We start from the raw sequence: 18,505 nt of genomic DNA, 5'->3' as shown, positions 1-18,505 counted from the left end.
AGCGCCGCAATTGAGAAGGAAGCCTGTTGGGAAAAGGCCTCGATGAAAAAAGCTGATGCTTTACCGAAGCTCTTATTGTAACCGCCCGGCGTAAATCACGCTTTTTACCCTCATACGGTGCCGGCCAGCCCCCTTCTTGCAAGCAGGGGCCGCAGGCGCAGCGGCCCCGGGGGGCAGAGAGTTACGCGCAGCGAACGAACGTGGGGGCTCCATCTTTGCCCCTCATACAGCGCCAGGCAGCCCTTCTTCTTGCAAGCAGGGGCCGCGGAACCGGCTTTGCCGGGCCGCAGACGCAGCGGCCCCCTTGGGGGGCAGGAAGCTACACGCAGTGAGCGACCGTGGGGGCCATATCTAGCCCTCAAACTGCGGGTGCAGCTGCCGTATGCGGTTCATCGCCATACCCGCGGCAGCGGTGCGGGTTTCGACGCCCAGCTTGGCATACACCCGTTCCAGGTGCTTTTTCACCGTCGCCGGGCTGGAACCCAGGATATCGCCGATATCACGGTTGGTTTTGCCCTTGACCACCCAATACAGCACTTCGGCTTCGCGGGCGGTGAGCTTGAAGCTCAGGCTCATGGCTTCCACCACTGCGTCGTCGGAAATTTCGCGCATGACGATCAGCCAGTCACCGCCGCGGTCCCCGTCGCCGGTCTGTTGGTGCAGCCGGAAGGTCAGGCGCCGCGGACCAAGCTCCACCGCCAGGCGCGGCGGCTCAACCTGGCGCTCCGCCTCCGCCATGTGGCGACGCAACCAGTTGAGTACAGGTTCGGGTGTTTGCGGCGCGGACGTACCGTAATAGCGCATGAGCAGGTCGCGCGCCAGCGGCGTTTGCCAGATCAGTTTCCCGTCTGCCTCACCGCCCATGCGCACCGTGATGCTGGCGTAGCCGAAAGCGTCCAACGCATTGCGTGCTTGCCCTGCCTGCCGCGCTTCCTGCCTGGCACGGCGGGCACCCTGCAAATGCACGCCCATGCGTGCCATCACTTCCTTGGGCTTGATAGGCTTGGTGACGTAGTCCACTCCACCGGCTTCCAGGGCCGCCACGAGGTACTCGGTTTCCGTGAGGCCGGTCATGAAAATAATGGGGATATGCGCCGTTTCAGCCATGGCCTTCAGGCGTTTGGCAACTTCGAAGCCGTCCATCCCGGGCATCATGGCGTCGAGTAGGACGATGTCGGGCAAAGCCTGCAGCGCACGCTGCAGCGCTGCCTCGCCGCTGGTGGCCACAAGAACGGTATAGCCCGATTCATCGAGCGCATCGTGCAGGACCGACAGGTTGTCGGGTACGTCGTCCACAATCAGCACGATATCGCTGTTGGCCCGGTCCAGTGTGCGGTCCAGTTTTCGATCCAGCGTTGGTCCGTCGTCAAGCACGCTGCTCATGGCCCGTCTCCTTGTTCGCTAGCTGGCGGCCCATGGCTTCAAACTGAAATTGCCGCGCCAGCACGCGCATTTCGTCCACAAAGGCCGCGGCCTCCGGCCGCTGCCTTTCAATCTCTGCCAGATTGTTCATGATGCCCCGGTAAAACCCGAGATTGACGACCTCGAGCAGGGCCGCGCGTTGAGACGCATCGGGCAGTACACGCGGTGGCGCAGCCTGAGCTACAGGCGCGCGATCATCCACAGGAAGGTCATAACGCCACCTGAGGGCCAGCCGCCGCTCAAGCCAGTCGATCAATTCGGTGTGGCGCACCGGTTTGAGGATGAAGTCCTCGGGAAGGATGCCGGCATCGTTCTCGGCGCCCTTGTCGAATGCGTTGGCGGAAACAATGGCGAGATGAATGTCCTCGTGCCCTGACGCACGCACACGGCGCAGGGTTTCCCAGCCATCAATCCCCGGCATGGCCAGGTCCATGAAGATCACGTCGGGCCGGTATCCGCTGGCCAGCAGGTCCATGCAATCGTGACCACTGGCGGCGGTACGCAATTCAAATCCCATGGGCTCAAGCAGTTGCACCAGCAGTTCACGGTCGGGCTCTTCGTTGTCGACCACCAGCAGCTTGCGGCGAACCCCTTCATAGCCGCGCGGCTGGCGTCTTGCCGGTTTGGTGGCGGCATCCTTGACGGCCCCTGCGGCCGCGTGCACTTCGGGCAAAAACAGCCGGATGCGGAAAATCGAGCCTTCGCCCGGGGTGCTGACCACCGTCATCTCGCCACCCATCAGGTCGGTCAGCATCTTGGCAATCGTCAAACCCAAACCGGCGCCCGGTGTACCTTCCGCGCTTTGGCCGGCTGTAGCCCCGCGTGCAAAGGGCTCAAAAATCTGCGCCAACTCCGCCTCACCCATGCCCGGGCCGGTATCTTCAATGTCGATGTAGGCCATTTCGCGCGCGTGGCGCAACCTGAAAATCACCTGGCCCTGCGCCGTGAACTTGATGGCGTTGCCCAGCAAATTGATGAGAATCTGCCGAACGCGTTTCTCATCGGCCCGCACCAGCTCCGGCAGATGACCGCTTGTCTCAAAGCGGAACCCGAGACCCTTGGCGGCGGCCTGCAGCTCGAACATGCCGGCCATCTCGTGCACACAGTCGGCGAAATGCATGGGCTTGACATTCAGCGTGAGCTTGCCCGCCTCGATGCGGGCAATATCGAGCGTTCCCTCGATCAGCGAGAGCAGGTGTTCGCCCCCGCGCTTGATGACGCTGACCGCCTGTTTGCGGTGTGGAGTTATGGCGTTGTCTTCCCCCATCAGCTGCGCGTAACCCAGGATGCTGTTGAGCGGCGTGCGCAATTCGTGGCTGATGGCGCTGATATAGCGGCTTTTCGCCTGGTTGGCCTGGTCGGCATGGCGGCGGGCCTCTTCTGCCACCAGCTTGGCCTGTTGCAGCGCCTCGTCTGTTTGCCGGTGCGACTCAATCTCGCGCATCAGCAAATGGGTCTGGCGGTTCGATTCTTCCTGAGCCACCTGGCGGCTTTTATGCGCCAGCACCAGCCACCAGGCCACCAGGCCGGCAATGACCAGCAAGGCCATGTACGCCTTCATGAAACCTGAACGCAAAGCCGGCTCGGAGGGTTCGATGTCCGCCAGCGCGCTGATCTCCTGGTGGTAAAGCAGGCCGAACACGCTGGCCAGCAGCGGCACGATGATGAGCATGAGCAGCAGGAAATGGCCCAGGCCCGTATCAAGGTAAGGCCAGGTGCGGCGCGGCAGCAGCCAGCGCAGCGCACCCGACCACTGCGCCGAGAGGCTGGCGTGCGGCTTGCACAGGTCGCCGCAGCGCGCGTCCAGCGTGCAGCACAGCGAGCAGATGGGCCCCTGGTAGGCGGGGCAGTGTGCCATGTCCGGGCCTTCGTAAGCGCGTTCACAAATGACACACTGCTGCGTCGCATAGCGCTTGTAAGAACCGTCGGAAGCAGTCGCTCCGGAGCTGCGCGCAATGTAGTAACGGCCCTGGGTCGCCCATGCGATCAGGGGAGCGGCCACAAATGCGGTGCCCATGGCGATCACCGCGGAAAAAGCCCGCGCCGTTTCGCCGTAAAGCCCCAGATGCGCTGTAACCGACAACAGCGAAGCCAGCGCCATGGCGCCCACACCGACCGGATTGATGTCGTACAGGTGGGCCCGTTTGAATTCAATGCCTTTGGGAGAAAGGCCCAGCGGTTTGTTGATGACCAGGTCGGCGACGACAGCCATCACCCAGGCGATGGCGATGTTCGAATACAGCCCCAACACATCGCCCAGCGCCTGGAACACATTCATCTCCATCAGCATGAAGGCAATGAGCGTGTTGAACACCACCCAGACTACCCGCCCAGGGTGGCTGTGCGTGATGCGCGAGAAAAAATTCGACCACGCCAGCGAACCGGCATACGCGTTGGTCACATTGATCTTGAGCTGCGACACCACCACGAACAGCGCCGTGGCCGCCACCGCCATGCCGTAATTCGGAAAGACATACTCGTAGGCCGCAAGGTACATCTGGTTGGGGTCTACGGCCCGGTCCAGCGGCACCATGTTGGAAATGGCCAGGTAGGCCAGAAAAGCGCCGCCCAGCATCTTCACCACGCCGAGTAACACCCAGCCAGGCCCGCCCGCCAGCACACCGGCCCACCACCGCCAGCGGTTGGCGTCAGTCTGCACCGGCATGAAGCGCAAATAGTCGGCCTGCTCGCCCATCTGGGTGATCAGCGCGATTCCGACCGTTAAAGCCGCACCAAACAGGTGCAAATTGAATTCGCCATTCGTTCCAGTTTCCCCTCCGTAGTGCAAAACGCCCGAAAACGCACCGGGATCACGCAGAAAGACATAAACAAAAGGTACCACCAGCATGACCAGCCACAAGGGCTGCGTCCAGACCTGCAGACGGGATATGGCAGAGACACCATGGGTTACCAGCGGAATGACCACCAGCGCGCAGATCAGGTAACCCCAGCTGGGCGGGATACCCAGGGCGAGATCCAGCGCGTAAGCCATGACCGCCGCTTCCAGCGCGAAAAAGATAAAGGTAAACGAGGCGTAGATCAGCGAGGTCAGCGTGGAGCCGATATAGCCAAAACCGGCGCCGCGCGTCAGCAAGTCCATGTCGACGCCATAGCGCGCCGCGTAAATGCTGATGGGCAGGCCCGCCATGAAAATGATGAGCCCGGTGGCCATGATGGCCCAGAAGGCGTTGGTAAACCCGTACTTCACCAGCAGCGTGGCGCCCACAGCTTCCAGGATCAGGAAGGAAGCCGCGCCGAACGCGGTATTGGCAACCCGCCACTCGGACCACTTGCGAAAGCGCTGCGGCGTGAAACGCAGCGCATAGTCTTCCATGGTTTCGCTCGCCACCCAGCTGTTGTAGTCGCGCCTGACCTTGATGATGCGCTGCACCGGCGGCGCTTCAGCCGCCATAGGCGCGGCCCCGGCCGCTTCGGGCGGCAGTGGCGGCAGCTGGGGCGTGAGCGGGGCGTCCATAGGGTGGGCAGATGCGCCGGGCGCGGAGTGATTGACCGTCTTCAGGTGCATGTTCTGTGCCATGCGTCCTACCCGGGGCGGCCTTGGTGGCTCACGTTTCTTATGGCACCATTCTTGCACCCCGGCAAGCATCCCCAAGCCGGCAGCCTGCCCTGAGAGAGCCCCATGGAATTGACGCCCCGAGAAAAAGACAAGCTCCTTATTTTTACCGCTGCCCTGCTCGCCGAAAGGCGCCGCGCCCGCGGCCTCAAGCTCAACTACCCCGAGTCCGTAGCCCTTATCAGCGCCGCCGTCATGGAAGGCGCCCGCGACGGCAAATCCGTCGCCCAGCTGATGAGCGAGGGCCGCACAGTGCTGACCCGCGCCGACGTGATGGACGGCATCCCCGAGCTGATCCCCGACATCCAGGTCGAAGCGACTTTTCCCGACGGTACCAAGCTGGTCACCGTGCACCAGCCGATTGTTTAAGCACTACCCGAGATCGCCACCATGCAAATCAAAACCAAAAACGCTCTTTTTTTGATAGCTGCTTGCGCTCTATCGGCGGGCGCTAGCGCCCATATTGACCATCATTCCGGCGCTGCGGCGCACGACCACGCCAGCGCCTTCCTCAGCGGCTTCATCCACCCGCTGACGGGTATGGACCACCTTGCGGCCATGGTGGCCGTGGGCCTGTGGAGCGCCCTCGCCGCGCGGCGCGCCGGGCCTGAGCTGTTGTGGGGCCCGCTGGGCTTTGCCGGCATGCTGCTGGCGGGCGCCCTGCTGAGCCTGCAGGGTCTGCAGGTTCCCGCCGTCGAACCCATGATTGCGGCTTCGCTGCTGGTCACCGGCCTGCTGGTCGTGACGCGCTGGCATGTGCCAGGTGTCGCGGCCGCGCTCATCGCCGGCGTGTTCGCCGTCTTTCACGGCCTGGCCCACGGCTATGAACTGGCCGGGGCGCCCAATGCCTGGGCCACCCTGTCGGGCATGCTGGCCGCGACGCTGCTGCTGCACCTGGCGGGCCTGGGTGCGGGTTGGGCGCTGCGCAGCGCCAGCGTCTGGCTGCCGCGCGTGGCTGGCGCCGCCGTCGCCCTCTTCGGCGTGACCGTGCTCGCCCAACTGGTCTGAGGCGCACCATGATTCCCGGCGAACTGATTACTGACGGACCCGACCACGTACTCAACGCAGGCCGGCGCACGCTGACCATCGTTGTGCAGAACACGGCAGACCGGCCCATACAGGTCGGCTCGCATTACCACTTCGCCGAAACCAACGGCGCGCTTGGCTTTGACCGTGATGCCGCGCGCGGCATGCGCCTGAACATCGCGTCGGGTACGGCGGTACGTTTTGAGCCGGGGCAGCAGCGCACGGTGGAACTGGTGGAATTTTCCGGCGACCGAAAAGTGTTCGGATTTCGCGGACTCGTGCAGGGAGCACTTTGATGGCAACAATTGGACGCCGCGCCTACGCGGAAATGTTCGGCCCTACGGTGGGTGACCGGCTACGGCTGGCCGATACGGATTTGGTGATCGAAGTCGAAGCCGACTACACGCTGCGCGCCGGCAGCTACGGCGAGGAAGTCAAATTCGGCGGCGGCAAGACCATACGCGACGGCATGGCCCAGTCGCAAAAAACCCGGGCCGAAGGCGCCATGGACTGCGTGATGACGAATGCGCTCATCATCGACCACTGGGGCATCGTGAAGGCCGATATCGGCCTCAAGGGCGGGCGCATCGCCGCCATCGGCAAGGCCGGCAACCCCGACACCCAGCCCGGCGTCGACATGATCATCGGCCCCGGCACCGAGATCATCAGCTGCGAAGGCATGATCGTCACGGCCGGCGGCATCGACTCGCACATCCACTTCATTTGCCCTCAGCAGATCGAGGAAGCGCTGACTGCCGGCATCACCACCATGCTGGGCGGCGGCACCGGCCCGGCCACCGGCACCTTTGCCACCACCTGCACGCCCGGCCCCTGGAACATCGAGCGCATGCTGCAGGCGGCCGACGCCTTCCCCATGAACCTGGGCTTCCTGGGCAAGGGCAATGCCAGCCTGCCTGCCGCGCTGCACGAGCAGATCAACGCCGGTGTCATCGGTCTGAAGCTGCACGAAGACTGGGGCACCACGCCCGCAGCCATCAGCAACTGCCTCGACGTAGCCGAAGAAACCGACACACAGGTTGCCATCCACAGCGACACACTCAACGAATCCGGTTTTGTCGAGAACACGATTGCCGCCACCAAGGGCCGCAGCCTCTGCGCCTTCCACACCGAAGGCGCGGGCGGCGGCCATGCCCCCGACATTCTTCGTGTGGTGGGCGAGGAGAACTTCCTGCCCTCCTCCACCAACCCGACCATGCCCTACACCGTCAACACGCTCGACGAGCACGTCGACATGCTGATGGTGTGCCACCACCTGGACGCCGGCATCGCGGAAGACCTGGCCTTCGCCGAAAGCCGCATCCGCAAGGAAACCATCGCAGCCGAAGACGTGCTGCACGACCTGGGCGCCATCAGCATGATGAGCAGTGACAGCCAGGCCATGGGCCGCGTCGGCGAAGTCATCATTCGCACATGGCAGACCGCACACAAGATGAAACAGCAGCGCGGCAAGCTGCCCGGCGACAGCGATCGCCACGACAACTTCCGCGCCAAGCGCTACATCAGCAAATACACCATCAACCCAGCGATTGCCCATGGCATCTCGCACGAGGTCGGCTCAGTCGAATTGGGCAAGTGGGCAGACCTGGTGGTGTGGAAGCCGGCTTTCTTCGGCATCAAACCCTCAGTCATCCTCAAAGGCGGCTTTATCGCCATGGCAGCCATGGGCGACCCGAATGCCTCCATCCCTACGCCGCAGCCGGTGCACTACCGCCCCATGTTCGGCGGCTTCGGCGGCGCGATTGCCAAAGGTTCGCTAACCTTTGTCTCACAAGCCGGGCTGAATGCCGGCGTCAAGGAACGCTTCGGCCTGGCCAAGACCGTGAGCGCCGTGAAAAATGTGCGCGGCGTGCGCAAGCAGCACATGGTCCACAATGCCTATCTGCCCAGGATGGAAGTCGACGCGCAGACCTACCTGGTGCGCGCAGATGGCCAGCTGCTGACCTGCGAGCCAGCCACCAGCCTGCCGATGACGCAACGGTATTTTCTTTTCTAACCGGCGACGCAGAGGCGCTGCGACAATCGGGAATCTCGCTCACTCTCCTTCCGCCATGAAACCCACCACACCGTTCGAGTCCGCCGCGCGCCTTGCCTTGATCGCTACCGCATTGGCCTGCGCCGCCGCCGCAAGTCACGCCCAGGAACTATGGCCGGGCACGCAAGTGGGCATGTCGCCGGCTGATGTGTCCAAGCGCTTTCCCTCCGCCAAACCCATTGCGGCGGCACCGAGCGGCAAGCCCTGGGGCACCTGCCTACGAGAAGCGAGTCTGGCCCTCGCCGGCGTGAAGTTCAACACCTGCTTCCGCTTCATCGACGACAAGCTCGTCAACGTGCTGGCCCGGCAGGAAGACGAATACGTGCAGAACGCATCGACCAAGATCAACTTCGAGAAGATTGCCGCTGAGCTCCGCAAAAAATACGGCGCGCCCAAGTCCATGACCCTGGAATCGCGCCACGCCGGTCTGTTCGGCGGCGCCATTTGGGAAAGCGAGGGGGTGTCCCTCGAGGTAAGCAGTTCGCCCTCCACACAAATCACCTCTCATTTGGTGGTCGTGTTCAAGAAGGCGCAATGAGCTGCGAAAAAAACGGGCTTCACGGGTGCCTTCAAAGCAACATAAATCCCGCAACAACGCTTTGCCGACAATGACCCCCTCCATGTTGCAGTGCTCCAAAGTCCTCCCGCAAGGCAAGGGCCTCGCGCCCGTGCTTCTTAAACGCGCCGCCATCGTCGAGCTCGACTGGGATGTGCGCCAAAAAAGCCGATTTGACGCGACCGACTCGCTCGGCCGCCACCTTGGTGTGTTCCTGCCGCGCGGCACGCTGGTGCGTGGCGGCGACGTGCTGGTGGTGGAAGACGGCTCCATGGTCAAGGTGATTGCCGCCCCTCAAGCGGTGCTCCGCATCACCGCATGCCCATCACACGGTTCCCCTTTCGACCTGACGCGCGCCGCTTACCACCTGGGCAACCGGCATGTGCCGATTGAGCTCAAGCCCGACCACCTGAAAATCGAACCCGACCATGTGCTGGCCGACATGCTGCGCGCCATGCACCTGATCGTGAACGAGGTTGAGGAAGCGTTCGAACCTGAAGGCGGGGCCTACAGCGCTGGCGGACACAGCCATGGGCAGGGGCATGATCACGCTGATGACCACCACACCCACAGTCATGCCCAGCCCTCCCCCGCGCCACACGTGCATGGCCCCGATTGCAATCATGGCCACGACGACCACACCCACGAAGCCAAGCCGGTCGCCATCCAGATCCACAGGCACAAGCCGCACTAGGCCGTTGATGGACATGTCCGCCGCACCTGCCGGGCAGCTACCGGCCGCCAGCCTGCTCCAGCTGATCTGGCTGGCCTCCCCGGCCTTGCCTGTAGGCGGATTTTCATACTCGGAAGGGCTTGAAACCGCCATGGAACGGACGCAACCAGCTACAGAAATGATAGCAAGCGACTGGCTGGCCGACCAGCTCCAGATCAGCCTGGCGCGCGGTGACCTGGCGGTAATTGCCCAGGCTATTCCTGCCTGGCGCTCAGGCGACCTGCAACGCGTGCAGCAACTCAATGCCTGGGTGCTGCAAACCCGGGAAACCAGCGAGCTGCGCGCCCAGGCTGAGCAAATGGGCAGATCCCTGCTGGACTGGCTGCGCAACCATGACGATGCCAACGCCGCGCACATTGAGGCCTGTGCGCAGATGCAGCCGACCTTCCCCGTTGCCTTTGCGCTGGCCGTTTCACAAACCGAGGCGGGCGTGCGCGACTGCCTGCTGGCCTATGCCTTCGGCTGGGCGGAAAACATGACGCAGGCCGCCATCAAATCAGTGCCTTTGGGCCAAAGCGCCGGCCAGCGCATGCTGGCGCGCCTTGCCGGCGGTATACCTGCAGCGGTCGAGGCCGCCATGCAGTTGCCGGATGAGGAACGCCAGGCCTTTTCCCCCATGCTGGCCATTCTTTCGTCACAGCATGAAACCCAGTATTCGCGGCTGTTCCGCTCCTGAAACCTCATAGCAAATCTGATCGCAACCCAACAAAGCCATCCATGAGCCTGCATCACATCGCCAACCGCACCAAAAAACTTCCCCCCTTGCGCGTCGGCATAGGGGGCCCCGTCGGTTCCGGCAAAACCACCCTGCTTGAAATGCTGTGCAAAGGCATGAAGGCCAAATACGACCTGGTCGCCATCACCAACGACATTTACACCAAGGAAGACCAGCGCATCCTGACCGTCAGCGGCGCGCTGGACGCCGAACGCATCATGGGCGTGGAAACCGGCGGCTGCCCGCACACCGCCATACGCGAAGACGCCTCAATCAACCTCGAAGCCATAGACCGCATGCTGGTGGACTTCCCCGACGCCGACATCGTGTTTGTCGAATCCGGCGGCGACAACCTGGCCGCCACTTTCAGCCCCGAGCTGAGCGACCTCACCATCTACGTGATCGACGTGGCTGCCGGCGAGAAGATTCCGCGCAAAGGCGGGCCGGGCATCACCAAAAGCGATTTGTTCGTCATCAACAAAACCGACCTGGCGCCCCACGTCGGCGCCGACCTGGGCGTGATGGAGGCGGACACCATCCGCATGCGCACCACGGCCAAAGGCCTGAAGCCCTTTGTCATGACCAATCTCAAGACCAATGCCGGCCTTGCGGAAGTCATTGCGTTTATCGAGACAAAAGGGATGCTGCTGGCCCAGCCCGAAGCCGCGTAGCGGCGAGCAGGCAAAAAAAAGCCCGGAAGACCGGGCAGTAAAACTGGCTACGCCAGTGGAGGGAGGTGCGACCCAGGACGGGCCGCAAGGAAAGTTTAGCCAGCGGTTGGCTGGCGGTGTGTAGGACAAGGTCGTGAATGCCGCCTGCGGACAGCGTTTCGGCGACAGGCCTTGGCCACGACGGGCTGCTGACTCATATATATAGCAGGCACATAGCAGGCCACCCCGACGTCCTTACACCTCAAACTCGCTGGGGTGAACAGTTTCGAACATCCTGCCGTCCCGGAAGAAAACAACCATCCAGTTACCAAACCGTTGCGTAGGGTGCGCCGGAATGACCTGGTTCAGGGCATGTGCAATGGATTTCTTGATGGGTAACTCAATTTCCCGGATTTCTGGGGAAAGTGAGTCCACGCTGATCAACATGAAGGTTCCGCGGTCCTGGACTTCGACCCGCGGAAACGACCAGCGGGCGCCGGTGGCATGCACAAATGCCGTAGTAACCTTCTCTGCCGCCTCGGGGGTGAATGCTGGAGCAGTCATATTTGTGTCCTCTAAAAGTGCTGTAACTGAATGTTTCAATCATGGCTGCGCCAGCGCCTTTAGTCACCGTTCCAAAAAACGTTTAGGAAGCGGAGAGGAAATAGTTCCAGGAAATAAGTCCGTTTTTTTGGCTCTATTTGCTTGACAGTCACAAAGTGACCAATGACGAACCAAAAGAGGTGGAATTCAGCCCGCTATTTTTGGCAGTGCCCCGCTTTGCGAGTAAATCAATGCCTGGAAGGCAGCCGATACGCCTGGCCCGCCTGTTGTCCGGGCTGCGAGACCGCATTTATCGACATGGCTCATCAACGAGCCAGATGACCGCCGACTAGCGGTTAAACTATGCGGCTCGGAAGCGTGGCAGAGCGGTTGAATGCAGCAGTCTTGAAAACTGCCGAGGATGCAAGTCCTCCGTGAGTTCGAATCTCACCGCTTCCGCCACTTGTTGGCACTGGCTTTTAGCTGGTCTAAAAGTGTGCTCTCCGGTTCAGCCTCAAGTGCTGCAACCGCAATCCAGTGTTCTGGATTTTCTCCTAATTTGATAGCAAGGTTTCCAGCAAGCGTGGGGCAGATAGTCATTCCATTGAGGTGAATTTAACTGCGCGTAGCTTGGTACGGCGGAAGAAACCTGCGAATCACCAAGCAGACCAACGTTACCGCCCCCTGCAGCACGCTAGCTTGAACAAGTGGCCAAAAACCATTGGCGTCATAACGCACGCCTCTGTTCACAAAATCTGCGTCGGAATAAATTGCTGCCGCACCAAGTAAAGTAGCGAAGCCCATCATCCACAAGAATTCAATCGACGTTTTCACAAATTCGTCTTTTGTCGATTCGAATACTGAAAATACAAGATGGGCTGCGGTCAAGAGAACTGGCAAGCTCAAGGCCAAATACAGTGACAGGGGATATGAATCTTCTCGGTACATGCGAAACATAACGAGACAGAGTCCCCAGCTAATCCACCTAATGTTAAAAAGATTACTGATATTCATCTAATCCCCCAGGCCAGAGCGGCCATTAAAACTGCTCGATCAGTTCGCTCATCACGGCTATGCCGACGGTCAGGGCGCCAAAAGCGAATAGCTTGAGTGCCGCGATGAAGCCGTCTTTGCGCCAGGCGGAGATCGGCCAGTACATTTGCCAAATGCAGAGCACGAGCGCGATGATGAGCAGGTATAGCTTTGTCATCGCGGCATCGTAGCAATAAAAAGCCCCCTCAGGACCTCTCCTTGTTTCGCTTGCGAGGCGGCCCTCTGCCCGGAGCCTTAAAGGCTCAAGGGTCCGCATGTGGTTGGACGGATGACGATGCAGGCAGAACCGTGTATGTGATCACGGTGAGTCAGAACAGGATGCCGGTGACGGCGTTGACCAGTCTGGAGCTGGAGGAGGTTGGGTATAAGTGGAAAGCTCTCATGGATTGCGCCGCGTCAGTGCAATGGAAAGAAAAAGTTAGAGCGCTGACGTGCGACAGCCCGCAGATCACGATGGCATTGCAGAAGGCTGCGACGGCGAACCAGGCGCCAGTGCTGTAGAAATAACCGCTCGAGGCCATTTTTCGTTTCGCATGCGAAACCGATAGCCTTAAACTTCCTCTGAACAAAACGGGAGGAATTTATGAGAGAGTGGGCGCGAATTCTTGGGCTAGTTCTTTTGGCAATGGTCGCGACCACGTGCGTCAACGCGGAAAGTTACGGACCCTACGAATTAAAAGAAATCGTTGCCAAGGCTTATAAGGCAAGTGATTTTCCTACGCTTGATAGGTTGGCCACCAAACTACGCACAGAAAAAAGTCGAACACCCAGCGGGCTTTGGTATCTCACTGTTTTCTATGCCAACCTAAATGCCGAAATTCTTGAGAAAAATGAAAAAAATAGCGAGGTGCAATGGGCCAACATTGAAAGCAAATTGAATCGCTGGGTCGCAGCTTATCCTCAATCCGCCACAGCACCCATTGCCCTGGCTAACGCACAGGAATGGCATGCTTGGGCTCTTCGCGGGCATGGCTTTGCAAACACTGTCACTCCTAAAGGTTGGGAAGACTTTGCAAAGCAAATGGCGATTGCCAGCAATACGCTCGAGGCGAACAAAAAAATCAGCAGTGACGACCCACAATGGTATGTCGTGATGCTGAAGATTGCATTGGCGCAAGGGTGGAAAAAAGAGCAATACTGGTCTTTGTACGAAGAAGCCTTATCGAAGGAGCCTCTTTATTACCAGACGTATTTTCAAGCGGCAGAGCGCCTTATTCCGATGTGGGGAGGCAGCGTAGGTGAAATTCGGAATTTTGCTGCTGATGTCGTGAAGCGAACTGCTTCAACAGAAGGCCAGGGAATGTACGCTCGTATTTATTGGGCCGTATCGAGCCGTGCGGGAGAAGCAGAGTTCTTTGCAGAGCCGCATCGGAGCGTAGTTTGGTCACAGATGAAAACCGGCTTTGAAGACGTGATCAAAAAATACCCCTCTGATTGGAATAGAAATGCGTATGCGAAATTCGCCTGCCAGGTCGGCGATATGGATACGTTCATAGCCATTACTCGCAGTTTCAAGGGCCAGCCCATGAAAGACGCATGKCCTGACGATTACTTTCAAAAATGCAAACAGTACGCTGCTTTGTTGCCTCAATTACCAGCCAAGTAGCCACTAGATGCCTATTCCTATTTACTGAGAGCCGTCTATTGGTCGCGCTTTTTGCGCATCAATCTCCGGGGGTGTGTATATCAAAGGCTCTTTTTTGTAGATGTCGTCAATATCCATTTGGTTCAAGATTTCAAAAACCTTGACTTCTTTCTCTTTTGCCAACTCGCCGAGTCTCTTCTGTACGACGGCTGCGATCATGCCCAACTGATGGCATCGTCATAGGTAGGTGCGACAAGCGAGCCTACAAACGTCTGGACTGCGAGAATCTTTTTTGGACCTAGCTCTGGAGGTTGAAGAAATGCGCCGGCAAAGTGAACCTCGAAGCTATTCACAGAATGAGCGAAATGTTTGTTTCTAAGGTTTATTTAAAGGCGGTGAACAGTCACGGGGTCACCGTTAAGCCCGTCAAAAATTCCTTCATTTAAATCGAAGTGGCGCCTCCCTATATCGAAACATCTTGCATAACGAACAAGGGCAGCAGTCCAAAATGATTGAAGGCCAAGGATGTCATCGGTTTTTTTCTCAATCATGTCCTTAATGCGTGTGCCCGTGCTCATAACAAGGCCAAGATCGGAAATCACAGCAGTCATGGGAATTCTCCAGGAGGAAGTTGATGAACGAGGGGAGTTGAAAAAACATCCTCTCGCTCGGGCTTCCTCGTTCCCCCGAGTAGGGGGCGGAGGGGGGTGCTGGTCGATCAACAAGAAAAAACCGGGATGACCCGGTTGCCGCTGTATGAAAAATCCCCCCACAAGTGCCCCTCACTCCGGGACGGGGTCTTGTGGGGGGATTCAGCGGCGACCGGGGCAGCGCGGTTTTTTCACGGGGGCAGGCCTGGCGCCCGCAGCCGACGTGACACCAAGCGCAGCGACTGGCACCCAAGGCAAGGGGGCAGTCGGGCCGGGTTATGAGTCACGATGGTCAAACACAACAGGATTGGCTGTTTGGCCTGTGCTCGTCCATATTGAGGAGGCGGTTGCCACACCGTCCGCCTAGAATCGGCTTGCGGGGTTTGCTCCCTTTTTTATCGACCTGAGTAAAACTAAAGATGGGCAATAAGTCTTTGAATAACAAGCACTTGACTGGGTTTTCAGCGACCAGGTTATACCGCAGGCGCGATGTTATATCGCAGACCTTGCGGTATACATTACGTTAGGCGGCGATCATGACTGCCTCTGATTGTCGGCCGCCATTGTTCCTGCGTACTCATGCAGTACGCCACTTTTGCGTTGTATCCGCATTCTTGATAGGTGGCATTTCCGAAGCCGGTCAACCTCGCTGGCGCCCCGTGAACATGTCGCTTGGTTGCGTGCCTTTTTCGGACCTTTACGCCATCCATCCCGAACTATCAGCAAAGACGACACCAAAAGAAGTTGTCGAGGCATTGAAGGTCAGGGTTGCATCCGCAAAGGCGCAATCGTTCTTGGATTTCCTTGAAACAGGGCTCAAGTCTATGAAGCCCTCCGATGAGAAAGACATACAGGAAGCGGAATATAAGTCCATGCGCAAGCTTTACACCAAGTCGAATGCAATCATCACATGGAGCAGAGAAGGCGATCGCGATGATGGGTTTCTGCTATATACGGAAGAGCTATGCATTTCGCTTTACGGCAGCTTGGCAAAATGAACTATCAGAGCAACACACCGTGGGCTTGCACGCCGTCTAGCCAGTTGGTCAACCGGACACGCTCTGGTCGGCTTCGCCTCCCGGCGCGTGCCGGTTGCCGCCAGCGTTAGCCTTCACTAAACACCGAGGGAAATCACAAGTGACCGAAGAAGAGCGAGTCGAACCAACGCTTCAGCCTGCTTGGGCAACAGTCCAAGCACCGGCGAGTACGCCCGTCCACGCGGGAGAAGAGCCGAAGAGGTCGCAACGCGCTTGGTTCGCGCAGCGACCAATTCCGATCTACATCATCTGCGCGTACTGCACGCTGCAATGGGTGGCCATCACCCTCTTCATAATCGAGAAGTGGTCCACATTTGTGGAGTTGATGCGCACCGGTGCGCTCGCACCAATTCCCTTCGCTTCAGGGTTTATCTACCCCCTGATTCTGTTTATTGCCGGCATCTTTCTCTTGTTCATGCAGAAAGCCGCCATCCTCTGGTTTGCGCTCTACCTACTCTTGGGCCTATACAAGGTTTTGACGCAGAACGTCTCGTTCCCGGGTTACATAGACCTTGCTCATATTCGGAATTCTTGTCTACTGCCTCCGCCTAAATCAGCGCAAGCAACTGACGTGATGGCTAACAAGTCAATCGACACGGACCCAAAACAGCAGGAGGCGGCTTCGCCGCTTGTGTTGGTCGTCCGGTCATTTTTACGTTAAACCTCATGGAGACATCACCCCGCGCATCTCGACCCTTGCGCGTCACCCTGTTGGTCGCGCGCGCAGTCATCCTGGCATGCGTCAGTCTTTCCACCATGGCGGAGCCGTGCTCGCGCGAGCCTATTGATGCTCCGACCTCAGTCGAATTAGCAGAGTTGGCCGCACGCAAGGCAAGCCTACGCGCGGAGGTCGATCAGCGTCTCTCTAACTACCGCGCAGAAATGGCTAAGTTGGAGGCAACCCGGCCGCGAAACGCCGAAAGAGAGGCGCGGCTCCAGCACATGCGACGAACGTTGGCAAGAGTCGAAGAAAATCTGCGAGAGCTTGACTTGAGGGTGCATTACCTCACCCCTACCACGACGGAGGAGCCATTCAAGTCGTACCTGTCACGCCTGACTCACCGCATAGAGCAGTATGGAACTGAAAACTGGCCTACTGACAACGGCGAGCGTGTGTATGGCTGCGCCATCGCGGAGATAAGAATTCGCGCAGACGGTTGGATGAAATGGATCAAGATGGTCCCGTCTCATGCCCCCTACATCGAGCGATATGTGCCAACCATGATCGCAAGTCTTACCAAGGGTTCGTTTGAGACGTTCCCACCTGAAATGGCAGCCTTGGCCGACGAAGTTGTCCTGATGCTCCCGTTCAAGTACGCTAAAAGGGACTAACCATGGGCGTGAGACTTAACCTGTCGTTCGAGCGAACCGCCTGCGGCGTCCGCTCAACTTTACGTTAGACCGCCCCAGTTTACGATGCAAAACACTATAAAGATCGCTATTGCCTCGGCTATCTTGTTGCTTCTCGGTTCCGGGTTCTTGTTCATGGGGGGTGGCGCACTCATGCGGGGGTTTTTCTACGTTAGCAGGTACCAAATTACGCTCATTCACCAGGACCAGTCGCCGTTATTCTTCTACGCTTACGTAGCTCACATGCTATTTTTTGGTGGGCTTCTCCTGGCTGTCGGATTTGCTGTCTGGTTCAGCCGCGGCGAAATTAGAAGAGAGGTTATTTCTTTTGTGGACTCAGCTATCTTGAGTCATCCCAGTCCACGCTGGTCGCTGATGGCTTTAATGATTGTCGTAGCCGCTGTTTTTATCGGCATAGCATTGTTTGTTTTATGAGTTTCTACATCGATCCGTTTCTCGGCTGCCTGTCTAACATCGCAGTCAAGTGGACACCTAGCGGCGCCACTTACTTTGAACGTTAAACCGCAGTGAAACGCTTCATCGCTCCGCTAATCATTGCTGTCGCATTCGGCCTTGGCCGGACCGAAGCCGCAGAAGACGTCTGGGCGACAGCTATCGCGGAACGTCCGACCGATGGGCGTCGCGTTATTTTCCGGTATGTTGATGAATTTAGACATCCATTGGAACGTACTGAGTTTCCCTACGTTGTCGTTCTAAGCTGGCGGTACTCGTCTGAGAGTGGCATGCCTGTTGGTGATGTCATTGATGCCATGTACGAGGTAGAGGATCGACTTCGGCAGGCGAGTGAGAATGGCGGTCGTGGCATGCTAGTACTGATCTCGACGGGCGAGAACGTGCGTTTGTGGACGTACTACGCAAAATCGGATGTCGACTTCCGTGCGACCGTTTCGAGTGCGCTTGTTCCGATAAGTCGCTTCCCGATTGAGGTGTCTTCGCGGCATGATCCGGCGTGGACGGAGTACGAGCGCTTCAAGCGAGGAGTTAGACGGAAGTGACGCTGCGGCTTAACATGTCAATCGACTCGGACCCACAACAGCAAGAGGCGGCTTCGCCGCAAGTGTTGGTGGTCCGGTCATCTTTACGTTAAGCCCCAACAGAAGGAACACCGCTTGCCAAGCCTTCCCTCCATACTTGTTGCTGCCGGCGCCTTCGTGATCCTTGGTCTCGGTTGTGCCCATCTTCTCTTCACTTTCCGTGGGAACAAGTTTCATCCTCGCGACCTGGCGCTCATGGCTCGGATGCAGGAGGTTTCGCCTGTCATCTCGCAAAAAATGTCGATGTGGGACGCTTGGGTCGGCTTCAACGCGAGCCACAGCTTTGGGGCAATACTGTTCGGCCTCGTCTACGGCTATCTCGCGCTTGCGCAGCCTGCTGTTTTCTTTTCATCGTGGTTCCTCTTGGCTGTCGGGCTGGCGCTGCTCGGCGGTTGCGCCTTTCTTGGCTGGCGCTACTGGTTCAGCACGCCGTTGCGAGGAATCGTCTTGTCCACCGTCCTTTACGTAGCCGGCCTGCTCGCGCACTGGGCCTAACATTTCGG

The 18,505-nt window shown here is 58.8% G+C and carries 23 protein-coding genes and 1 tRNA gene; 17 read left to right on the top strand and 7 right to left on the bottom strand.

The features are described 5' to 3' along the window. Positions 1-351: 351 nt before the first annotated feature. Together AC1DYQ_RS22190 and AC1DYQ_RS22185 are read right to left on the bottom strand one after the other, a co-directional pair. Entirely contained in the window at positions 352-1,383 is a 1,032-nt protein-coding gene (locus AC1DYQ_RS22190; protein WP_477668209.1) for a response regulator, read from the bottom strand. Beyond that, on the bottom strand, positions 1,367-4,897 hold the full coding sequence (locus AC1DYQ_RS22185) for a hybrid sensor histidine kinase/response regulator (protein WP_477688648.1): 3,531 nt from the start codon (positions 4,895-4,897) through the stop codon (positions 1,367-1,369). Before AC1DYQ_RS22185 ends, AC1DYQ_RS22190 begins: the two co-directional genes overlap by 17 nt. 165 nt (positions 4,898-5,062) lie before the next feature. Here AC1DYQ_RS22185 and AC1DYQ_RS22180 point away from each other — a divergent pair, with 165 nt between their 5' ends. The 8 genes from AC1DYQ_RS22180 (at position 5,063) to ureG (ending at position 10,750) form a co-directional block, all read left to right on the top strand. After that, positions 5,063-5,365 carry an urease subunit gamma gene (locus AC1DYQ_RS22180; RefSeq protein WP_007874763.1) on the top strand — a complete coding sequence of 101 codons (303 nt, stop codon included), beginning with the start codon at positions 5,063-5,065 and terminating at the stop codon, positions 5,363-5,365. 21 nt (positions 5,366-5,386) lie between these two features. Then, positions 5,387-6,004, top strand: coding sequence for a HupE/UreJ family protein (locus AC1DYQ_RS22175; RefSeq protein ID WP_477688617.1), 618 nt, complete (start codon positions 5,387-5,389; stop codon positions 6,002-6,004). Between the two features lie 8 nt (positions 6,005-6,012). Continuing rightward, positions 6,013-6,318 (top strand): urease subunit beta, encoded by a 306-nt coding sequence (locus AC1DYQ_RS22170; RefSeq protein WP_477688616.1) that lies wholly within the window; start codon positions 6,013-6,015, stop codon positions 6,316-6,318. Further along, entirely contained in the window at positions 6,318-8,036 is a 1,719-nt protein-coding gene (gene ureC / locus AC1DYQ_RS22165; RefSeq protein ID WP_477688615.1) for an urease subunit alpha, read from the top strand. Before AC1DYQ_RS22170 ends, ureC begins: the two co-directional genes overlap by 1 nt. Positions 8,037-8,091: 55 nt before the next feature. Next, positions 8,092-8,613: a hypothetical protein gene (locus AC1DYQ_RS22160; RefSeq protein ID WP_477688614.1), complete on the top strand. Its 522-nt coding sequence runs from the start codon at positions 8,092-8,094 to the stop codon at positions 8,611-8,613. Positions 8,614-8,695: 82 nt separating this feature from the next. Beyond that, positions 8,696-9,325, top strand: coding sequence for an urease accessory protein UreE (gene ureE / locus AC1DYQ_RS22155; protein WP_477688613.1), 630 nt, complete (start codon positions 8,696-8,698; stop codon positions 9,323-9,325). Between the two features lie 13 nt (positions 9,326-9,338). Next, positions 9,339-10,040: an urease accessory protein UreF gene (locus AC1DYQ_RS22150; RefSeq protein ID WP_477688612.1), complete on the top strand. Its 702-nt coding sequence runs from the start codon at positions 9,339-9,341 to the stop codon at positions 10,038-10,040. A gap of 41 nt (positions 10,041-10,081) precedes the next feature. Next, the gene (ureG, locus tag AC1DYQ_RS22145; protein ID WP_477688611.1) at positions 10,082-10,750 is read left to right on the top strand and encodes an urease accessory protein UreG; all 669 of its coding nucleotides are present in this window, start codon (positions 10,082-10,084) and stop codon (positions 10,748-10,750) included. Between the two features lie 234 nt (positions 10,751-10,984). Here ureG and AC1DYQ_RS22140 read toward each other — a convergent pair whose 3' ends face one another. After that, positions 10,985-11,293 (bottom strand): hypothetical protein, encoded by a 309-nt coding sequence (locus tag AC1DYQ_RS22140; RefSeq protein ID WP_477688610.1) that lies wholly within the window; start codon positions 11,291-11,293, stop codon positions 10,985-10,987. Between the two features lie 351 nt (positions 11,294-11,644). Here AC1DYQ_RS22140 and AC1DYQ_RS22135 point away from each other — a divergent pair. Continuing rightward, a tRNA-Ser gene (locus tag AC1DYQ_RS22135) sits at positions 11,645-11,734 on the top strand. A 153-nt stretch (positions 11,735-11,887) separates the two neighbouring features. Here the strand turns inward: AC1DYQ_RS22135 and AC1DYQ_RS22130 are convergent. Continuing rightward, the gene (locus AC1DYQ_RS22130; RefSeq protein WP_477688609.1) at positions 11,888-12,160 is read right to left on the bottom strand and encodes a hypothetical protein; all 273 of its coding nucleotides are present in this window, start codon (positions 12,158-12,160) and stop codon (positions 11,888-11,890) included. A gap of 151 nt (positions 12,161-12,311) precedes the next feature. After that, the gene (locus AC1DYQ_RS22125; protein ID WP_477688608.1) at positions 12,312-12,482 is read right to left on the bottom strand and encodes a hypothetical protein; all 171 of its coding nucleotides are present in this window, start codon (positions 12,480-12,482) and stop codon (positions 12,312-12,314) included. Positions 12,483-12,613: 131 nt separating this feature from the next. Here AC1DYQ_RS22125 and AC1DYQ_RS22120 point away from each other — a divergent pair, with 131 nt between their 5' ends. Continuing rightward, complete coding sequence (locus AC1DYQ_RS22120) at positions 12,614-12,826, top strand: hypothetical protein (RefSeq protein ID WP_477688607.1); 213 nt, start codon at positions 12,614-12,616, stop codon at positions 12,824-12,826. 82 nt (positions 12,827-12,908) lie between these two features. Beyond that, a complete protein-coding gene (locus tag AC1DYQ_RS22115) occupies positions 12,909-13,931 on the top strand; it encodes a hypothetical protein (RefSeq protein WP_477688606.1) in 1,023 nt (340 codons plus the stop codon). Positions 13,932-13,952: 21 nt separating this feature from the next. Here the strand turns inward: AC1DYQ_RS22115 and AC1DYQ_RS22110 are convergent, their stop codons facing one another. Beyond that, positions 13,953-14,129: a hypothetical protein gene (locus AC1DYQ_RS22110; protein ID WP_477688605.1), complete on the bottom strand. Its 177-nt coding sequence runs from the start codon at positions 14,127-14,129 to the stop codon at positions 13,953-13,955. 167 nt (positions 14,130-14,296) lie between these two features. Then, positions 14,297-14,521 carry a hypothetical protein gene (locus tag AC1DYQ_RS22105; protein WP_477688604.1) on the bottom strand — a complete coding sequence of 75 codons (225 nt, stop codon included), beginning with the start codon at positions 14,519-14,521 and terminating at the stop codon, positions 14,297-14,299. A gap of 575 nt (positions 14,522-15,096) precedes the next feature. Here AC1DYQ_RS22105 and AC1DYQ_RS22100 point away from each other — a divergent pair. From AC1DYQ_RS22100 to AC1DYQ_RS22075, 6 genes are all read left to right on the top strand, one after another. Beyond that, on the top strand, positions 15,097-15,558 hold the full coding sequence (locus tag AC1DYQ_RS22100; RefSeq protein WP_477688603.1) for a hypothetical protein: 462 nt from the start codon (positions 15,097-15,099) through the stop codon (positions 15,556-15,558). A 139-nt stretch (positions 15,559-15,697) separates the two neighbouring features. Then, positions 15,698-16,258 carry a hypothetical protein gene (locus AC1DYQ_RS22095; RefSeq protein ID WP_477688602.1) on the top strand — a complete coding sequence of 187 codons (561 nt, stop codon included), beginning with the start codon at positions 15,698-15,700 and terminating at the stop codon, positions 16,256-16,258. A gap of 35 nt (positions 16,259-16,293) precedes the next feature. Further along, positions 16,294-16,929, top strand: a complete 636-nt coding sequence (locus tag AC1DYQ_RS22090) for a hypothetical protein (protein ID WP_477688601.1) — start codon at positions 16,294-16,296, stop codon at positions 16,927-16,929. Between the two features lie 84 nt (positions 16,930-17,013). Then, positions 17,014-17,382: a hypothetical protein gene (locus AC1DYQ_RS22085; protein WP_477688600.1), complete on the top strand. Its 369-nt coding sequence runs from the start codon at positions 17,014-17,016 to the stop codon at positions 17,380-17,382. Positions 17,383-17,474: 92 nt separating this feature from the next. Next, entirely contained in the window at positions 17,475-17,963 is a 489-nt protein-coding gene (locus AC1DYQ_RS22080) for a DUF695 domain-containing protein (protein ID WP_477688599.1), read from the top strand. 114 nt (positions 17,964-18,077) lie between these two features. Further along, the gene (locus AC1DYQ_RS22075) at positions 18,078-18,497 is read left to right on the top strand and encodes an LIC_13387 family protein (RefSeq protein WP_477688598.1); all 420 of its coding nucleotides are present in this window, start codon (positions 18,078-18,080) and stop codon (positions 18,495-18,497) included. Positions 18,498-18,505: the final 8 nt, after the last annotated feature.

Source organism: Polaromonas sp. P1_F4 (assembly GCF_056405675.1).
Note: the sequence above shows the minus strand (reverse complement) of the source record. Positions and strands in the feature narration are given on the sequence as shown.

Coding starts and splice junctions, on each gene's coding strand:
- AC1DYQ_RS22190 (WP_477668209.1), bottom strand. CDS start 1,383: ATGAGCAGCGTGCTTGACGACGGACCAACGCTGGATCGAAAACTGGAC.
- AC1DYQ_RS22185 (WP_477688648.1), bottom strand. CDS start 4,897: ATGGACGCCCCGCTCACGCCCCAGCTGCCGCCACTGCCGCCCGAAGCG.
- AC1DYQ_RS22180 (WP_007874763.1), top strand. CDS start 5,063: ATGGAATTGACGCCCCGAGAAAAAGACAAGCTCCTTATTTTTACCGCT.
- AC1DYQ_RS22175 (WP_477688617.1), top strand. CDS start 5,387: ATGCAAATCAAAACCAAAAACGCTCTTTTTTTGATAGCTGCTTGCGCT.
- AC1DYQ_RS22170 (WP_477688616.1), top strand. CDS start 6,013: ATGATTCCCGGCGAACTGATTACTGACGGACCCGACCACGTACTCAAC.
- ureC (WP_477688615.1), top strand. CDS start 6,318: ATGGCAACAATTGGACGCCGCGCCTACGCGGAAATGTTCGGCCCTACG.
- AC1DYQ_RS22160 (WP_477688614.1), top strand. CDS start 8,092: ATGAAACCCACCACACCGTTCGAGTCCGCCGCGCGCCTTGCCTTGATC.
- ureE (WP_477688613.1), top strand. CDS start 8,696: ATGTTGCAGTGCTCCAAAGTCCTCCCGCAAGGCAAGGGCCTCGCGCCC.
- AC1DYQ_RS22150 (WP_477688612.1), top strand. CDS start 9,339: ATGTCCGCCGCACCTGCCGGGCAGCTACCGGCCGCCAGCCTGCTCCAG.
- ureG (WP_477688611.1), top strand. CDS start 10,082: ATGAGCCTGCATCACATCGCCAACCGCACCAAAAAACTTCCCCCCTTG.
- AC1DYQ_RS22140 (WP_477688610.1), bottom strand. CDS start 11,293: ATGACTGCTCCAGCATTCACCCCCGAGGCGGCAGAGAAGGTTACTACG.
- AC1DYQ_RS22125 (WP_477688608.1), bottom strand. CDS start 12,482: ATGACAAAGCTATACCTGCTCATCATCGCGCTCGTGCTCTGCATTTGG.
- AC1DYQ_RS22110 (WP_477688605.1), bottom strand. CDS start 14,129: ATGATCGCAGCCGTCGTACAGAAGAGACTCGGCGAGTTGGCAAAAGAG.
- AC1DYQ_RS22105 (WP_477688604.1), bottom strand. CDS start 14,521: ATGACTGCTGTGATTTCCGATCTTGGCCTTGTTATGAGCACGGGCACA.
- AC1DYQ_RS22100 (WP_477688603.1), top strand. CDS start 15,097: ATGACTGCCTCTGATTGTCGGCCGCCATTGTTCCTGCGTACTCATGCA.
- AC1DYQ_RS22085 (WP_477688600.1), top strand. CDS start 17,014: ATGCAAAACACTATAAAGATCGCTATTGCCTCGGCTATCTTGTTGCTT.